The organism is Nocardia sp. NPDC059228 (genome assembly GCF_042754245.1).
Taxonomy (GTDB): domain Bacteria; phylum Actinomycetota; class Actinomycetes; order Mycobacteriales; family Mycobacteriaceae; genus Nocardia.
In genome coordinates this window covers 12426-30096 of the sequence record NZ_JBHZAL010000009.1, presented here as the reverse complement: position 1 = coordinate 30096, position 17671 = coordinate 12426, and the positions used below count along the sequence as shown (strand labels likewise).

Genomic DNA, 17671 nt, shown 5'->3' with positions numbered 1-17671 from the left:
CTCGTCGATCCCGAGAAACGTTAGCTCACAACGGAACTACGGAGAAATCACCATTTTCGGATTATTGACAAGTCCGGGTTGTCAATCAGAGATGCGGCGGCACAGTGCAATCCGTGAAGTCGGGTTCCTGCAGCTGAGCGACCAGGTCCGGACAGGTGTCGCGGATGCAGCGGGCGACCTCGACGAAGGAGCGGACCAGCGCCGATTCCTGCGCGCCGCGCCAGCCGACGGCCACCTCGTTGGGCGGCACGTCGGCGATGGGGAGCAGGCGCACCCCCGGAAAAGGAATCCACCGGGCGCAGGCCACCGTGAGGACGATGCCGACGCCCGTCGCGACCTTGTGCAGCTCCTCGAGGAGTGAACTCGAACGTGACACCACCGTGGCGGGGGCCCCGCCGCGGTGGGCGCTCAACTCCCAGAACGCATTCCACACCGGATCGGTGGTCGCGGCGCCGAGCAGCGGCTCATCGAGTAGCTCGTGCGCGAAGACCTCGGTGCGCTCGGCCAGCCGATGGTTCGTCGGCAGCATCACCATCAGGGGTTCGGCGAACAACGTCTCGAACTGGACGCCGTCGTCGACGAACGGGCGGCGGGCGAAGGCCACGTCCACCGATCCGGTGACCAGACCGGCCGACGGATCCTCATAGGTGAAATGGCGCAACTCGACGGTGATGCCCGGATGGCGCTGGCGGAAGGTGGAGAGGATCGGCTCGGTCAGGGTCAGTGCCGCGCCCTCCAGTGCGCCCAGGACCAGCCGGTCCTGCTCGCCGCGATGTACCGAACGGGCGCGCTCGACCGCGACGTCCAGGCCGGTCAGCGCGCCGCGGATATCCTGCAGGAACACCGCGCCGGCGGCGGTCAGTTCGACATTGCGGGTGGTCCGGGAGAACAACACCACGTCCATCGCCTGCTCGAGCTGCTTGATCTGAGTGCTCAACCCCTGTTGCGAGACATGCAATCGCTGCGCCGCACGAGTGAAACTCAGCTCCTCCGCAACTGCGATGAAGTATTGCAACTGACGGGTGTGAACTTCCATGTCGCGCAGTCTAGGTGGACGACGGTTCCGGACAGAACTTTTTCCCGAAAAGCGGACCGATTGACAAATGGGGCTTGTGAACAGTCCACGAACAATGATTTCTCTTCGCCTGTCCGGTGCTCTAGCGTTTCCAGAGCGTTCGTCGTGACCGGGAGACCGGAAGTAGTCCCTTCCCATGCCGCTCCGACAACGCGATAACGTGCGAGCCCGCTTCCCTCCAGGCTCGCACCGCCTCACTGGTGCTGAGGCAATGTCGGCGCCGTTGGCAACCGTAGCGAGGAGCCGGGGACAGCCAGCGGTGCCGACACTTTCGCGATCGAAATCGTCCCCGGCGACAGGAATCGATGACGAATTGGAACGCCCTGGTGGGCTCGCTGTACGCAACCCAATACGGGGCCGCAGAGCGCTTCGGCGAGCCGGGCCTGTCCATGCCGCCCAATCCGCCCGCCTCCGAGGCCGCGATCGCGGCGGCCGAGCGACGGCTGGGCGTGTGCTTCGATGCCGAGTTCCGTGAGTTCCTGTTGGTTTGCGACGGATGGTCACGGTTCGGGACGATCCAACTCTTCGGCGTCGGTGATCTCGCCGCGGGTGAGAAATGGCGTCGGGATTCGGCATTCGCCGAGGCGTATTTCGGCACCGACGCTTCGGGCGTGCTCGTCGTGCCCGATGGGTATCGCCGTGTGCTCGTTGGGAAAACCATGTTCTCACCGCGATTCATCGTGATGATGTTCCCGATGCGGCCGGAGTATGGCGCGAGTCCGTGTTGGGACTGCGCGGCCGGAATCGACCTCCGCTACCCCGACTTCGGCGTCTGGGCCGAGCACGAAGCGGCCGCGATCTCCTACGCGTTGAACGAGGAGATCGCGGACCGCCGATGTCTGCGCTGACCGCCATCGGTTTCGGCGGTCCGGCACTACTTGCTCGAGCCGAGACCGCCGAGCGGGGAGGTGAGGCTGCTACTGCCGGAGTCGGTGAGCTATTTGGCTCACGTGGGAAATACTGGAAGTTATCGGAATGCGGGAGAAATCACGAGTTCCGGATTGTTCGCAAACAATTCTTGTGGTTACGTCGCGAGCATCAGGCCAGGAGCTTGGCGCGCAGCGCGTCGATAGTGGACTGATCCAGGCCGAGCCCGTCGCGCACGTACTTGTCGACGCTGCCGTAGAGCCGGTCGACCTCGCCGAAAGCCGCTTCCAGCCAGGACAATTGGACCGCCTGCGGGTTTCCGAGTTCGGCATTGCTCGCCAGATAGTCGGCGTTCACCACATCCCGGGGCACACCGAGCAGGGTGAGCAGGACCGCGGTGGCCCAGCCGGTGCGGTCCTTGCCGTCCGTGCAGTGGTACACCGTCGCGCCGCTGTTTCCGGCGATGGAGCGCAGCAGGGTGCCGAAGGCGACGTCCGCGCCGTGGAAGTTGACCATGAACGGATAGTCGATCGACTGGACCAGGCTGGCGGAGCCGTTGACCACACCGTCGATCACACCGCGCCCCAGGGTGATCGGCGGGAACTCGTGGAACGAGATACCGCTGTCGAAGCTGATCACGTCGGCGACCTTGTACTGTGCGCCGGTCGGCACCCGATCGGGCGCGCTGCTGCGTTCGGAGCCGGCACGCAGGTCCACATCCAGCGTGACCCCGGCCGTGGCCAGCTTGACCAGGTCGGCGTCGGTGAGTCCGGCCAGTCGGTTGGAGCGGAAGGCGACGCCGGTGCGGACCGTGTGCCCGTCGGAGGTGCGGTAGCCGCCGATATCGCGGAAATTGGCCGCACCGTCGAGCCGGATGGTGGTCGAGGCCGGTGCGGGCAGGGTCGACACCGGGTCGTTCGCCGCGCCGGATCCGGAATCGGAAGAGCCCGACGAACCGAGACTTCCCGAGCCGGAACCGGATCCGGACGCGATATCGGCGGGTTGCGCCGACGCCGGGGCGTCGGCCAAGGCCGCGCCGAGCACGATCATTCCGGCGAGCGCCACTGCGGCGGCATCGACGCGACGGGTCTTGCGAGGGGACATGGTGACCTACTTACAGTGGGGGATAACGAGATTCGAGTCCATCAGGACTGCTTGATCGAGTAGGAGCCGACGGTGTTCCCAGTCAGCTGCCAGCCGCCCGGCACCTGGGTGAAGGTGAGGTCGGAAACATTGGTGGACTGCACACTCGGGCGTGTGGCACCGGGGTACCAGGCTTCGATGCGTCCGGTGCCGCTGCCGGTGAAGCCGGTAGCGTTGACCGCGGTCAGGGACCCCGGTACCGCGCGCGGGTAGGCGCGCGACAGCGGCCGGGCGTATCCGGCGGGCCGGCCGAGCGGTGACCCCGACGGGCAGGCGAACGGGTTGAGATTGCCCTGTGGATGGTTCGGCTCGCCGCCCTTCACCGCGTGCGGGTCGCCGCACGCCTGCTTCCACGACCACCAGGCCCCGCCCATGCGATTGGCGTTCAACTGGTCCTCGAACCGATCTACCTTGGCCGCATCGGAATTCGGATCTCCGAACCAGCCCCACTCGCCGCTCCACACCGGCACCTTGTACTTGGCGGCGGCGTCCAGGGCGAACTTGAAGCCCACCTCGATGGTCGGGAAGGCGTTCACCACATTGATGGACTCGCTGTAGAGGTGCGGGGAGAACACCGCCAGCGGATCGGTGATGTAGTGCGCGGGCGGCGTGGCGTCGATGCCGAGGGCCGACCAGATGGCGCTGGGCTCGAAGATCGCCAGGTGCGGCGGGCTGCCGTGCTCGGCCTGCCGAATGGCGGCGATGACCCGCTGGTAGTACTTGCCGAGCTGGTCCGCCGCCGAAAACGGATCGCGCAGACCGGGATTGGGTTCATTGAGCAGGTCGTACCCGGCGATGGCGGGTTCGTCCTTGAACTCCGCGGCCAGCTTCGCCCAGGTGGCGACGAGATGGCCCTGGATGCCCTGGGTGTCGTCGTAGAAGTTCTGGAACGAGCGGGCGACGGCGGGCGCGGACTCGCGGACACCGCCGAAGTTGCAGGTCGTCCAACCGTCGGTGAGGGTCGCCCAGGCCGGCGCGCCGTCCCAGCCGAGACCGGGCTGCATGAAGATCGGGCAGCCCTGGCCCTTGGGCGTGCCCACCGCCTTGCCCCACGCGTCCTGGTGCATGTCCAGCACGGTGTAGATGCCGTTGGCCTTGGCATCGTCGACCGCGGTGTGAATGCGGGCCACATAGTTCTGATCGAACGCGCCCGGCGTGGGCTCCAGCGCCGACCAGGCCAAATTGAGCCGCACCACATTGAAGCCGAGGGCCGCCATCTGCGCGAAGTCGGTGCCATCCAGCGGCGCGACGGTCGGCAGCGCCGGATCGTTCTGCGCGTAGTCGTTGAGCTGGTTGACATTCGCGCCGCGCAGCAACACCGTCCGCCCAGTGACATCGGTGATGACGCCGTTCGACACGGTGAGCTGCGGCAGGGTCCATCCGTCCGATGCCGCCGAGGCTTCCGGAGCCTGATGAGCCGCAAGGCCGGTGAACAAGAGCGCCGCCGCGGCGGCAGGGGCCAGGACTCGGCCTCTCCGTAGCATGTCAAACCTTTCCATGGGGCGAAATCGCGACGATTTTTCCGGGCGGTGCCCGGTGGGTGCACGAAAAACCTAGTGGCCCACCGGACCCGAGCGGAAACAGTAGTTCCAGGCCGATTGACAAGACGGGGTTGTCAATGTCCCGCAATTTCGGATTCAAGTTCTCTTCGGTTGTTCTCTAGCGTTTCCCGGAGTGAGGGGACACTCTAATTCCCCACCGGCTCAGCGATATCCACTTCGGTGCTCGACCGCGGAGGTGAAGGCGTCATCAACCGATTCCTGCACCTGCCGATATCCGGTCACCCCACCATCCGGTTGATCGGATTCCCGAACGCGGGCGGCGCGACTTCCGCGTATTTCGCGATGAGCCGGCGGTTTCCGCCGGAATGGGACGTGATGTTCTTCGAGTACCACGGCCGCGGACGCCGGAGCCGGGAGTCGGTTGCCGGCCTCCTTCGGCGCGGTCGTCGAGGACGCGCTGGAGCCGATGAGCGCACCGAGCCGAATCCGCCACCTCCATAGCGAATTCCGGTGTCGTACGGTCCGGCGCGTGAGGAAACCGTACTTCTCGGCTGTAACTTCGAGAAGTCGATTCTTCTTGTGTATCGGCAAGATTGAGTTGTCGATCCCGTCGGGCCTGCAACGGTGGATTGGCGAGTAGATCTGGTGCAGGAATCTCGAACGGGCGATGTGCTTCTCGATCAACAACTTTCTGTTGTCTATAATCCTGAACTGGAGATTTCAGTTCCTCTACCCCTGGCATAACGTTTCAGAGCCTGAGTGAATGCGCTCATTCGGCTGCACCGAAAACACCTGGAGTGCAGCGAGCTTCAATGTATGCGAAGAGAAGATGAGGAAAACCGGCATGGCACAACGACCGGCTACATCAACTGCGACGATCGCGGCCGCCGCGCTGACGGTCGGCGCACTGACACTTCTCGCCACCGGCTCCGCCGCCGCCACGCCCGCGCCGCCCGTTACCTAGGACAACGGTGCATCTCATGCTATTCGGGCTGGGCTCCGAAGCCTTCAGCTGATCTCTTTCCGAGCACGATGGATGTCAGGCCGCCGGGCTGGCCGTCGTTGGTAGCGATGATGCAGTGCCGGCCGGTGTCGATGCGGATCACGTCCGCGAGTTTGAACCGGTGCCGGAATGTCGCCGGGTTCGAAGGGGTCGGCGGCGGGCGCGAGTGACCTCGTTGACGTATTTGTTGTATGTCTCATCCACCGGAATCTTCCGGAGCGATTCGAGTGCCGGTCACCGCCCGATCGGTGAGCCGGTCACCAGCTCTGCTGGTCAGATATCCAACATGGTCGAATTCGGGCAACCACAAGCGATTCGGTGCTACTTGCTGGAACCCAGGCCGCCGAGCAGCGAGGTCAGCCCGCCGAGCAGCGAGGTCGGGCTGCTACTGCCGGTGTCGCCTCCGGTGCCCGGGCCGGAAGTCCCGCCAACGGTGATCGACGGGCCCTTGGTGGAGAAGTCGACATGACCGGCGGTGTTCGACATGTACTCCATCCCGGTGTTCAGCGCGGTCCCGGTGGCGCACGAGCCGACGGTGTACTTCGCGCTGAATCTGGCAGCCGGGCCGTGGTCCTTCATGACTACCCGATAGCTGGTGGCGGTGAAGTCCCCCGCGATGAAATCGGGCTTGATTTCGAGATAGGGCTCGACAGGGTGGTCCCCGGCGGCGTCGGTCACCTTGGCCGAATCGGTGACATAGGTCAGGCACGAGGGGTGCCAGTCCTTGAACCAGTTGAGGTTTTCATCCCCGATCATGACCCGATTGAAAGTCGTGGTGACGGTGATGGTGTCACCCACGGCGGGCGTGGCGTTGCTGATCGTGCGGGTGTATTGGGAACTGTCGTTGTTCCAGGTGATCGTCGCGGGATCCGCGCTTGCTGTAGCGGCGCCGAACAGGGCCAACGCCCCAACCCCGATCACGGCCGCGGCACCTGCAGCGGAATGCGTCATAACTCGTCGTCCCATAGCGATTTCCCTTGTGTCATTTCTAACTACGACCGTGAGTCGTTCCACTCACGCCGGGAAATGCTAGAACCCTACGGAACGCATGAGAAATCACAATTTACGGATCATCCACAACCCATACTTGTAGGTCGCCGTGTGTGGACTTCGCCGAACGCGTTGCGATCCAACATGAAACGGCGCCGGAACCAGAGGCGGTTCCGGCGCGTTTTCCCCACGGTAGCACTCGGCGGGTATGGACTTTCATGGCGCGCAATCGAGGTCGGTGTGGCATCTGGGAATCTCCTCTCCTCGAGGCCGTCAGGCGAGGGGTTTCGCGCGCAGTCAGGCCGGCGCGGGTTGACACCGGGTCGTTCGTCCCGACGGTGATCTGCGGCAGGGCCGGGACGTGACCGGTAGTGGCCCACCGGACCGGAGCGGAAACAGTAGTTCCGGACGATTGACAAGGCAGGGTTGTCAATGCCCCGGAAATTAGGATTTAAGTTCTGTTCCGTTGTGCTCTAGCGTTTCTCGGCGTGAGCGAAGGCTCGAATTCCACACCGGCTCACTCGTTACCAGTTCCGCGTTCGGCGGGAACTGCTGGAAGGAATCATGAGTAAGACCCCGAAATTGGCTGCCGGAATCGCGGCGGCCACCTTGGTGATATCGGGGGCGGGTATCGCTCTCGGCACCGCGCCCGCCACCGCGGATACGACACCCCCGTCCTCATCGTGCGTCCAGACTCAGCACGTCGATTACAACCCGGGCGCCAGCAGCTTCTGGATCACTCACACCTACGACAAGTCCGTCGACGTATCGACCGCCGCGGCGGGAACCCTGGTCACCTACAAGATCGTGGTCGGCACCACCAGCATCGGCAATCCGTATGTCAATCGAATCAACGACTTTCCGCCGCCGGGGTTCGACAAACCGGTCAAGGCCGTTGTCACCGCCTATCACGCCGGGACGGGTGAGCAGGCCGTCGAAGTGACGCCGGAGCCGGACTTCGGCGGCTGGATGGTGACCAGCACCGGTTGGTTCGTGAACTCCAGCTATCCCGTCACCGCCGAGTTCACCTACAAGGTGCCCGCCTCCGTCACCGAAGGACAGCAGGTCCTCAGCGGTGGTATCGGCGTCGGCGGCACCGTCGGCGTCGGATCCAACCAGCCGAGCATGGGCGTGTGCTTCACCGCTCGCGGCGCGAATCCCGGTGAGGCTCTGCTGGGCAGCCTCGACCAGGGCGGCTTCGGTTCCTCGCAGAACCAGCTCAGCTCGACCGGTTCGGTGACCGACACCATCGCCAATGTGATCAAGCGCCTGATGGGCAGCTGAGTTCCGATACTCCTGGACCGTGGCGTGTTGCGCGGCCGCCACGGCCCAGGACCCCTTTCCACCATCGTTTCCGAGGAGTCAGTTGTGTCGCCCAGGCGGACCATCGCGTCGCTCATCGCATCGTGCGCCGTCGCCGCGTCCCTGCTCTACGTCGCACCTGGTGCGCTACAGGTTTCGCGTGCCGACGTCGCCTCCCATCTGGACCACATCGACCGCGCGGGACAGCGGCAGGAAATGTTCTATGTGTATTCGGCTGCCATGCAACGGGTAATCCCGTTGCAGGTACTCACGGCCTCCGATACGAGCGTGCCACGCCCGACTTTGTATCTGCTGAACGGCGCGAGCGGCGGGACGGATATCACCAATTGGTACAGCCGGACCGATATCGTCCCGTTCTTCTGGAACAAGAATGTGAACGTGGTTACTCCGGTCGGAGGAGAGTTCTCCTACTACACCGACTGGCAACAGGACGATCCGAAGCTGGGCCGCAACCGCTGGGAGACGTTCCTGACCCGGGAACTGCCGCCCATCATCGACGCGGCCCTGCGCACATCGGGCATGAATGCGATCGCGGGCGTTTCCATGTCGGCCACCTCGGCGCTGGACCTCATATCGGCCGCGCCGGAGGTGTACTCAGCGGTCGCGGCCTACAGCGGCTGCGCGTCCACCTCGGATCCCGCCGGACGGGCCTACATCCGCCTGGTGCTGGCGCGCGGTGACGCCGACCCCAAGAACATGTGGGGCCCCGATGACGACCCGGCCTGGCGCGCCCACGATGCCGTCCTGAATGCGGACAGCCTGCGCGGCAAGGCGATCTACCTTTCCAGCGGCACCGGCCTGCCCGGACCCGCCGAGGAGCTCGGTGCGCGGTCCACACCCGACCAGGTGATCACCAAGGCGAATCAGATGGTGCTGGGCGGCATGATCGAGGCCGCCACCAACTCGTGCACTCATCAGCTCGCCGATCATCTTGCCGCCCTGAATATTCCGGCCCAGGTCGATTTCCGGCCCACCGGAACCCACACCTGGGCCTACTGGCAACAAGACCTCCACAACTCCTGGCCGCTGCTGGCCTCCGCGCTCGGCGTGGAGTAGCCGGGCGTGTAGACGCGAGCCGCCCGTACCGGCTCGCTGCGCCCCCCAACGACGTGGGGCCATCTCGAATGGTCGGCACCGTCGGCGGCCGACTCGAGCTCCGGACCGGCGGCGGTGCCGATCACTGAAACAGGAAGATCATGAACACGAAAGTCATCGGCACGCCCCGCCGGGCCAAGCGATTGACCCGATCACTGGCTGTCTTGGCGGCGGCCTGCTGCGTGCTCGGCGCGTCGACGCCGCCCAGCATGGCTGCGCCCGAAGGAATTTCGGGATTGCATGTCGACGGCTCCCGGTTCGTCGACGAGTACGGCCGGGTCGTATTGCTGCACGGCGTCAACAGCGTGAACAAGGAACCGCCCTACTTCGAGCCCGGGCTGACTCTCAGCGCGCAGGATGCGGAACTGCTGTCTGAGCACGGCTTCAACACTGTTCGGCTCGGTGTCAATTTCGACGGGCTCATGCCGACCCAGGGCGTGGTCGACACCGCGTACCTCGATCGCGTCGCCGGCGTAGTGGACCTGTTGGCGCAGTACGGTATTCACACCGTGCTCGACAATCACCAGGACGGGCTGTCCAGGATCTGGGGCGGCAACGGGTTTCCCGAATGGGCCATCCACGCCCGGCCCGGCCCTGGCGAAAACAATCCCGGCTTCCCACTCTTCTATCTGATGCCCAGCATGAACTCCGCCTGGGACGAGCTGTGGAACAACAGCTTCGGCGCGTTGGACTATCTGGGGCAGGCGCTGGGCGCGCTCGCGGACAAGATGAAGGGCCACCCGGGTGCGCTCGGTATCGAGCTGCTCAACGAGCCGTGGCCCGGCTCGGCGTTTCTGTCCTGCTATCCCAACGGCTGCTCGGGCTTCGATACGAAATATCAAGCGGCCATGCAGAAGCTGACCGACGCGGTGCGGGTCCGCAACGGCGACATCATGGTGCTCTGGGAGCCCAATGTCACCTGGAACGAGACCATGCCTACCAACCTGGGCAAGAATCCGCCGATCAGCGCACCCGGGATCGTCTTCGCGCCGCACGACTACTGCATTCCCAGCCAGATGGCCGTCTACAACGGGTTGCCGACCTTCTTGCGCGGCCTGTGCCCGCTGCAGCAGGGCAAGACCTGGGGCAATATCGACGCCTTCCAGCATCGAACCGGAATCCCTGCGCTGGTCACCGAATTCGGTGACGGCGACGCGACGGTGCTGAGCAATACGCTGATCAACGCCGATGACCGGTTCCTGGGTTGGCAGTATTGGGCCTACCGGGGCGACGAACCGTTCCGCGGCGATATCGGCACGCAGCTGGTGCGCACCTATCCGCAGGCTACCGCGGGCACACCCGGCCGGATGATCTTCGACTCGGGTAACGGCGACTTCGCCTACCGCTACACCCCCCATGCCACGACGAAGCCTACCGAGATCTACGTCTCCGACCTCCACTACCCGGACGGCTATCAAGTGCGCGTCGACGGCGGCACGGTGACCTCACCCGCCGGCGCTCGCGTGGTGACCGTGCAGGCCAACGGCTCGACGCCGGTCACGGTATACATCAACCGCCCCGGATCGAAGGGCGCGACCGTGCCCGACGGCCCGGTCGGAACGGGTTCCGCGTCCGGCTCGGCGTCCGGCTCTGCCAGCGGATCCGGATCGGGCTCGTCCTCCGGATCGGGCTCTTGAACCGGTGTTCGTCCTTTGAGTGATCGAGGTGTTCGAGTTCCTGGCAACGTTATCGACAGCCGGGGTTTGTGAATCGGTCTCGAATTCGGATTTCTCTTCGCGCCGGTGGAACCATCAGGTTCCGGGCCTTGTGCCGTTGCCCCGGTGTCCGGACGCAAAAAAGCGGTGCCGAGTCGTTGTCGTAAGACACGGCACCCCGTATATTTAAAATCGCCCGGGGCAGGGGCGAATTAAGCCTTGGTGCCGGCGGAACCGCTGAACAGCTTCTTGGTCAGCTCCGAGATGAGAGCGTCCAGCAGGAAATTGGCGACCGAACCCATTTGTTCTTCTCCTTCAGGTGTTTTCGAATGAGCTTGCGCTCACATCGAAAACGTTATGGCACATGGGAAAAGAACTGAAATCAATTGTCGGGGATGATCGACAAGGAACAATTGTAGATCGTAAGTGGTATCGCGCAGCGAGGTTCGCCGGGCGCGAAGAGGTCAGGACGGTATCGCGGCGGCCGCGCGAGCGTGTTGCCGGTCGTGGCAGCGCGGCGCTTGAAGCCGCGCGAGCAGGCCGGGATTCGCATCGCGAACCCGGCGCGCGACCTCGATGAACGAACGTACGAGGGCGTTCTCGTGTCCGGCGCGCCAGCTCACCGCGACCTGGTTGGGGGCCGCGTCGGTCACGGGGACCAGGCGCACGCCGGGAAACTTGATCCACGCCGCACACGGCACCGTCAGTGCGATGGCGGCCCCCGTAGCAACCTGGTGCAATTCCTCGAGCAGGGTCTTGGCGTGATAGGCCACCGGTGCGGGGCGACCACCGCGATGAGAGTCCAGCTGCCAGAAGGCATTCCACACCGGGTCGGTGGCTGCGGAGGAGAGAATCGGCTCGTCCAGTAGTTCCTCCGTCGTGACCTCCGCACGGTCGGCCAGGTGATGGTGCGCGGGCAGCATCACCATCAACGGCTGCTCGAACAGCGGCTCGAATCGCAGCCCCGCGTCCGCGAACGGCCGCCGCACGATCGCGACATCCACCTGCCCGCTCGACAGGCCCGCCGACGGCGTCTCGTACGTGAAGTGGTTCATCTCGAGGGTGACCTCGGGATGGCGTTCCCGGAACGCTGCCAGAATCGGCTCGGTCAGGGTCAGCGCCGCCCCCTCCAGGCAGCCCAGCACCAGCCTGTCGTGTTCACCGCGATGCACGGCACGGGCCTCCTCGAGCCCGAAAGCCAAGCTGGCCAAGGCTTCTCGGACATGCTGCAGGAATGCCGCCCCGGCCGCCGTCAGCTCCACCTGCCGGGTTGTGCGCGAGAAGAGTGCGACATCCATATCGTGCTCCAGCTGTTTGATCTGTGTGCTCAGACCCTGCTGGGAGACGTGGAGCCGCTGGGCGGCACGGGTAAAACTCAACTCTTCCGCTACCGCGATGAAGTATTGCAACTGCCGAGAATGAACTTCCACGCAGGGCAGTCTAGGCTGGTCAGATGTCCTAAATGGGTCATTCCGCCAACTCCGCCTTGAACGATCAGCAATTTTGCAGCAGTTATCCAGGTCGGAGCAGAGATTCGTACTCACTCACTCCTCGTCGTATCCGCACGACCGCATACCGGGTAGTCGATGTCCCGCTGAATGAGACCTGTTGGACTGTTTTCTGATTGGTTTCCGCCGGTTCATCCGGTCCGCGTAGATCTGTCTGCGATCAATTGCGTGTCACGCGTTGTCGCAGATCAGGGCGCGGGTGGCAGGCACGAACAGGAGTCCGAGAGTTGTCTGTTTCGTGGCGTCGTAGCGCCGTCGTTGTCGCGCTGAGTGTTGGGCTGCTGGCAAGCCCGTTGCTCGGGAACGTGGTGGATGCCCAGCTGTCGGCGCTGCCGGCGGCGACCGCCGAGCCGAAATCCGATCAGGCGGCGGATGCGCCCCGGCTCGCCAGCGTCGACAATTTCCGCGATGTCGCGGGCACCGGGGCCGGTTACGACGCGCAGGGCAGCCATCACGTCAACAAGGGGGTGTTCTACCGCTCGAACGCGCTGACCCCCAACGATTCCGATTTGGCCACGCTGAACGGGCTGCACCTGAGCAGCGTCTTCGACCTGCGCAGCAGCAGCGAGATCGCCGCCAAACAGGACCGTGTTCCGGCCGGCGCTGCGTACGTGAACATCCCGATTCTCGGCGGCGATCTGTCCGGCGCCGTGGCGAAGCTGAAGTCGCCCGATGACGCCGCCAACTTCATGCGGGACATCAACCGGCTCTTCGTCACCGGCGCGGACGAGCGTGCGGGGTTCGCGAATCTGCTGACCCAGCTCGCCGGTCAGGACGGTCCCGCGATCCTCCACTGCACCGCGGGCAAGGACCGCACCGGCTGGGCCGCCTACCTGCTGCTGAGCATCGCGGGCGTCGACTCCGACACCATCATGAACGACTACCTGCTCACCAACCAGTACTCGGCCGCCTCCATCGCCGCCACCCTCGCCCAGATCAAGGCTGCCAAGGGCGACGCGGCCGCCGCCCTCTACCAGCCGCTGCTCGGTGTGGACCGCAGCTACCTGCAGGCCGGAATCGATCAGCTCACCGCGACTTACGGTTCGGTCGACAAGTATCTGAAGGACGGTCTGGGCCTGAAGGGTCAGACCATTGAACAGCTGAAGCACAAGCTGATCCAGTAGCCGCCCGGCGGCGGGCTGTCAGGAGTCGGCGTCCAGGGGGTGGAGCCGGCCCCGGGAACGGACGATCGGCAGCTGGTGCTGCATCTGCCAGTTCTCCATGGTCAGCGAATACAGCCCGCCTCGAACCCGCAGCCGCGATTGCATATCCAGTGGCAGCGTGTAAGTCACGGCCCCGGCTTCCCACATGGTCCGGAAGTCGGGGAATCGCTCCAGCCGTTGGTGGTATTCCTGCGCCCACGAGGTGTGGCCGTAGCGCCCCATGAATCCTCGATGGGTGGCGACTCCGATCCCCACCTGGTCATTCCAGTTGATCATGATTTCCCGAGCCTCGTCGGTGAACGACCACTCGAGCATGTACATCCCCGGCCGATGCGTCGGGAAGGTGTCGTAGTAGGCCTGATTCGCCGTGATCAGCCGACGCTGCGGCGCGTAGAAGGACACGAGATCGGCTGCCGCCTCGGTCATTTCGGTGTCCATGATCGATGTCACCGCGGTCTCGAACACCTCGAACTCCGGGATCTCCAGGGCCGGGCCGATTCCGGTGATGGACGGATAGGGCGAGGCGTAGCCGGCCAGATCGCAGATATAACGCCACTCGTCGTCGCTGGCCTGATAGGTCGTCGCCAGCACTCGCAGGATCCCGACGTCGACCTGTCCGACCTCGTCACGCTCGACCTTGGTCAGATAGCTGGCGGTGATATGCGCTTCGGCCGCAGCCTTTTCCCGGCTGAACTTGCGCGCCGCGGGAAGCTCGCCGGTCTCGTGCCTGTGCACCTCTTCGCGCTTGCGCAAAAACGTAAGATGCTGCCCCAACGACGGTTTCGTGGGCTCGTTCACCACTCTCGGCGGATCCTCTCTGGGTACTACATGCAACGCGATTGTATATACGGGCCGGGGATGTTCGGTTCGGGTCGCGTCGGACCCGCCCTGATACATTCCGAAACATGGGGTACGAGATCGTCTCTCCGGCAGACAATTTGGCGACCGAGGTCATCGAACTGACCGATAACTTCTTCGATGACCCGCACACGGTGTACGACCAGCTGCGGGGCAAGGGAGCGGTGCATAGGGTCCGCCTGCCGGATTCCGGACTCGGATGGCTGATCACCGATTACGAGGTCGCCAAGGCCGCGTTCACCGACCCAGCCCTCAGCAAGGTCCTCAAGTCCCCCGGCGCCAAGGCCACGGTCGCGGCGGAGGGCGGCGACCGGCATCTCGGCGGCAGCATGTTCGCGGACATGATGGTCTTCTACGACCCGCCGGAGCACACCCGCCTGCGCGGCCTGGTCAACCGGGCCTTCAGCGGACGCGCCATGGCCGAGCTGTCGCCGCGGATCAGCGAACTCGCCGACGACCTTCTCGCCGACTTGGCTTCCGGCCGTGGCGAAGTCGTGGATCTGCTGGAACGCTTCGCCGTCCCGCTGGGCATGTCGGTGATCTGCGAACTACTCGGTGTTCCCGGCACGGACCGCGACGCCTTCCAGCGCTGGTCCACCTCACTGTTGTCCAGCGAGGAAAGTAACGAGGCCCGCGCCACCGCGGTCATGGATTTCGTCCGCTACATCGACCAGCTGATCCGCACCAAGGACGCGACCCCCGGCCAGGACCTGCTCTCCGAACTCATCGCCGCCCGGGCGGACGACGACCGCCTCAGCCACCGCGAACTGATCAGCATGGTCTTCCTGCTCCTGGTCGCCGGCTTCGAGACCACGGTCAACCTCATCGGCAACGGCGTCGCAATCTTCCTGGCCGACAAGAACCTTCACCAGGCCCTCCTCGCCGACCCGGACCGCATCCCCGCCTTCATCGAGGAGGTCCTCCGCTTCGAAGCCCCCGCCACCGAAGCAACCTTCCGCTACACCACCGCCCCCACCACCCTCGGCGGCATCGAAATCCCCCAGGACCAACTCATCCTCATCTCCATGGCAGCCGCCGACCGCGACCCCACCCAATTCCCCGACCCTCACCGCTTCGACCCCGACCGCGCCCCCAACCACATAGCCTTCGGCCACGGCATCCACCGCTGCGTAGGCGCCCCCTTGGCCCGCACCGAAAGCGCCATCGCCCTCACCCGCCTCCTATCCACCTACCCCAACCTCGAACTCGCCCCCGACATCGACCTCCACTGGCGCAAAAGCCTGATCGTCCGAGGCCTGGCCGCCCTCCCGGTCCAGCTGCACTGACGCCGAGCACAGACGGCGTTGGACCACCACGGGCACCGAGATCACCGAGGTCGGCGACGCTCTCGATGCGGTGGTGAAAAGTATTCCAGGGCCGTCGGTTTCGCTGGTGAGCTTTCTCACGGGCGCTGGTTCGCTGTTGGGGGACACAGATTTACAGCCGGTCATCCGGATGCCATCCGGGCGTCACCGTTGTGGCACGGTTGATGGTCGAGACTGTTCTCGCACCCGGTGCCGGTCGACGAGCCTCCAATCGCCCGGTGTCCGCACTCGACGCGAATCCTCCGTTCATGCCTCGCGTCGGCCACGGGAACCCGCGGACACCCCTGGCGCCGGGTGCACCCCTCGTTGCGCGCACGGAGGTTTCGATGTTCGAATCATGTTGTTCCCCTTACGAATCAGCCCATGTGCTGAGAGCGCGCTTCGGACTACCGGTGGAGATGTACGCCGACCGCCCGCTCCTCACCGTCGGCGCTGCGGTCGAGGCACTGGCACTGCCGGAATCACTGGGCGACCGGGTCCGCCTACGGCTGTCCTGGCTGCCGTCCACGCCGGTGGTCGCCGACCCGCGCGACCGCTTCTGGACCTTCCTGGTCGCCCCGCCCCTCCCATATCACCCCGTACCCCAGCGACTTCGAACCTTCTTGCAGGAGAACGGCGTAACCATGCCGGACCGCGGCAGCCACATCATGCTGCCGACCTCCGACCACGAGCCGGGCTGGCACTGGGCGAACGAACCGGAGCCGGGCCGGCTCGGATTGCCACACCGAGCAGTGGTACTGGCCGCCATCCGGCTGGCGATTCTCCAGCGATCGGACCGCGTCTCGGCCTGAACGTGTGTTCATCGTGCGATGACTTCCATGGTGGCCTGCCCGGTCAGGGCACGCAGAACATCATCCAGGTCAGGGGTGAACTTCCTGTACTGCGGCTTCGGCTCGTACCTCGAGGATCGCGAGCAGGACCATGCGGCACACGGACATGCCCGACAGGTGTCCGGGCAACGTCAGCACAGTTTGTGCCTTGGCTCGCCGGCATTCCTGGACGAGATCGACGAACGCCGGGGGCAATATCGCGTTCTGTGGTTCCGACTCGTGGAATACGGTGCCCAGCGCATACCCGAGTGATCTGGCGGCGGCCCGCAATATGCTGTCGCTGGAATTCGGGTCGCGATCACTCAGCAGATCGTCGCGCACATATCCATAGGCAAGAGGCAGTAAAGCAGTCATCGAAGCATCCGGTTTCCCGGTCGGTCGGCCACGAGAGGGTTACCTCCCGCAGCCGGGAGGTGTGTCATCTGGATCTGTCGGCCCAGGGGCGGCATCTGTGCACCCTGTGCCATCGCTCTCGGTATGCGGGCGCGGCCGATCTGCTCACGGAAGTGGGCGGGTTGTGGCCGGCATGCGCGATGCCGATCTGCCGGCGCGGGCGGCGATGACCAGCTTGGCGATCGTGAGCGCCGGCTGTCGCGAATCTGAGTCGACTTTGAAGACCGGGAACCCGTCCTGTCGGGGACTGGGCTGGAAGTACACGCGCACCGGCCCGGTGGAGATCAGCGGGACTTCACCTTCGATGGAGGTGTAGACCCACGGGCCCTCGTCGAGTTCGACTACGGCGATCGTCAACGGCGTCAACTCGCCGTGCGGATCACTCGCGCGATGGACCACCCGCCACGACACGATCGAACCCGCACCGGACGAGGGCACCCACTCGAGATCGTCGGACGCGCAGGCGGAACACGCGGGGGTCAGCGGCGCGAAGAGCTTGTCGCAGGCCGCGCAACGCCGGATCGTCAACGTGTCTTCGACACGATAGGCGCCGTCGTCGCTAGCACCCTCTGGTTGCTGGGCATTCGGCGGGAACATGGAAACCTCCGCGGATCGGTGCTGGTGGATTTCGCTTCAGCATCGTCCGCGCGGGGTACTCCCACGACGGTTGAATTGCCGGGGGCATACCTATTTTTGGCCGAGCCTTCGCCGGTGCGTGCGTATGAACAGGTCACTCCACGAATCGCCGTATGGAGATATTGCGGATCTGAGTGTCTGCGGCGCCCCCCTCGTCGTTATTCCGAGTCCTCACCGGCCGACGCGGGCAGCGGTTGTCAGCGGGCGGGCCCGAGTTGGTTCGGCGACCCCGGATGTGCGCCGCCACCAGGGCGAAACCGCTGCGATAGAGAGGCACGGAGGGCACAGGTTCGCTCTCGCTCAAC

16 protein-coding genes are annotated in these 17671 nt (G+C 64.7%); 7 read left to right on the top strand and 9 right to left on the bottom strand.

Annotated elements, in window-relative coordinates; genetic code table 11:
* Positions 1–85 precede the first annotated feature (85 nt).
* Positions 86–1036, bottom strand: coding sequence for a LysR family transcriptional regulator (locus tag ACFXKA_RS16420; RefSeq protein ID WP_379427839.1), 951 nt, complete (start codon positions 1034–1036; stop codon positions 86–88).
* Between the two features lie 344 nt (positions 1037–1380).
* On the opposite strand from ACFXKA_RS16420, the gene ACFXKA_RS16415 reads away from it, so the two are divergent.
* On the top strand, positions 1381–1923 hold the full coding sequence (locus ACFXKA_RS16415) for an SMI1/KNR4 family protein (protein ID WP_354841735.1): 543 nt from the start codon (positions 1381–1383) through the stop codon (positions 1921–1923).
* A 190-nt stretch (positions 1924–2113) separates the two neighbouring features.
* Here ACFXKA_RS16415 and ACFXKA_RS16410 read toward each other — a convergent pair whose 3' ends face one another.
* From ACFXKA_RS16410 to ACFXKA_RS16395, 4 genes are all read right to left on the bottom strand, one after another.
* Positions 2114–3046 carry a tyrosine-protein phosphatase gene (locus tag ACFXKA_RS16410; RefSeq protein WP_379427838.1) on the bottom strand — a complete coding sequence of 311 codons (933 nt, stop codon included), beginning with the start codon at positions 3044–3046 and terminating at the stop codon, positions 2114–2116.
* Positions 3047–3087: 41 nt separating this feature from the next.
* Positions 3088–4569: a glycoside hydrolase family 5 protein gene (locus tag ACFXKA_RS16405; RefSeq protein ID WP_379427837.1), complete on the bottom strand. Its 1482-nt coding sequence runs from the start codon at positions 4567–4569 to the stop codon at positions 3088–3090.
* Positions 4570–5570: 1001 nt separating this feature from the next.
* On the bottom strand, positions 5571–5693 hold the full coding sequence (locus ACFXKA_RS16400; RefSeq protein ID WP_379427836.1) for a hypothetical protein: 123 nt from the start codon (positions 5691–5693) through the stop codon (positions 5571–5573).
* 218 nt (positions 5694–5911) lie between these two features.
* A complete protein-coding gene (locus ACFXKA_RS16395; RefSeq protein WP_379427835.1) occupies positions 5912–6511 on the bottom strand; it encodes a hypothetical protein in 600 nt (199 codons plus the stop codon).
* Positions 6512–7144: 633 nt separating this feature from the next.
* On the opposite strand from ACFXKA_RS16395, the gene ACFXKA_RS16390 reads away from it, so the two are divergent.
* From ACFXKA_RS16390 to ACFXKA_RS16380, 3 genes are all read left to right on the top strand, one after another.
* A complete protein-coding gene (locus ACFXKA_RS16390) occupies positions 7145–7864 on the top strand; it encodes a hypothetical protein (RefSeq protein ID WP_379427834.1) in 720 nt (239 codons plus the stop codon).
* An 84-nt stretch (positions 7865–7948) separates the two neighbouring features.
* A complete protein-coding gene (locus tag ACFXKA_RS16385) occupies positions 7949–8959 on the top strand; it encodes an alpha/beta hydrolase (protein WP_379427833.1) in 1011 nt (336 codons plus the stop codon).
* Positions 8960–9099: 140 nt separating this feature from the next.
* The gene (locus ACFXKA_RS16380; protein ID WP_379427832.1) at positions 9100–10635 is read left to right on the top strand and encodes a cellulase family glycosylhydrolase; all 1536 of its coding nucleotides are present in this window, start codon (positions 9100–9102) and stop codon (positions 10633–10635) included.
* A 482-nt stretch (positions 10636–11117) separates the two neighbouring features.
* Here the strand turns inward: ACFXKA_RS16380 and ACFXKA_RS16375 are convergent, their stop codons facing one another.
* A complete protein-coding gene (locus ACFXKA_RS16375) occupies positions 11118–12083 on the bottom strand; it encodes a LysR substrate-binding domain-containing protein (protein ID WP_354841756.1) in 966 nt (321 codons plus the stop codon).
* Between the two features lie 305 nt (positions 12084–12388).
* On the opposite strand from ACFXKA_RS16375, the gene ACFXKA_RS16370 reads away from it, so the two are divergent.
* Positions 12389–13285, top strand: a complete 897-nt coding sequence (locus ACFXKA_RS16370) for a tyrosine-protein phosphatase (protein ID WP_379427831.1) — start codon at positions 12389–12391, stop codon at positions 13283–13285.
* Between the two features lie 18 nt (positions 13286–13303).
* Here the strand turns inward: ACFXKA_RS16370 and ACFXKA_RS16365 are convergent, their stop codons facing one another.
* On the bottom strand, positions 13304–14221 hold the full coding sequence (locus ACFXKA_RS16365) for a helix-turn-helix domain-containing protein (RefSeq protein WP_379427830.1): 918 nt from the start codon (positions 14219–14221) through the stop codon (positions 13304–13306).
* An 8-nt stretch (positions 14222–14229) separates the two neighbouring features.
* Here ACFXKA_RS16365 and ACFXKA_RS16360 point away from each other — a divergent pair, with 8 nt between their 5' ends.
* The gene (locus tag ACFXKA_RS16360) at positions 14230–15468 is read left to right on the top strand and encodes a cytochrome P450 (protein WP_379427829.1); all 1239 of its coding nucleotides are present in this window, start codon (positions 14230–14232) and stop codon (positions 15466–15468) included.
* Between the two features lie 404 nt (positions 15469–15872).
* Complete coding sequence (locus ACFXKA_RS16355; protein WP_379427828.1) at positions 15873–16298, top strand: hypothetical protein; 426 nt, start codon at positions 15873–15875, stop codon at positions 16296–16298.
* A 69-nt stretch (positions 16299–16367) separates the two neighbouring features.
* On the opposite strand, the gene ACFXKA_RS16350 is transcribed toward ACFXKA_RS16355, so the two are convergent.
* Together ACFXKA_RS16350 and ACFXKA_RS16345 are read right to left on the bottom strand one after the other, a co-directional pair.
* Positions 16368–16691, bottom strand: a complete 324-nt coding sequence (locus ACFXKA_RS16350; protein WP_379427827.1) for a hypothetical protein — start codon at positions 16689–16691, stop codon at positions 16368–16370.
* 144 nt (positions 16692–16835) lie between these two features.
* On the bottom strand, positions 16836–17327 hold the full coding sequence (locus ACFXKA_RS16345) for a Zn-ribbon domain-containing OB-fold protein (protein WP_379427826.1): 492 nt from the start codon (positions 17325–17327) through the stop codon (positions 16836–16838).
* Positions 17328–17671: the final 344 nt, after the last annotated feature.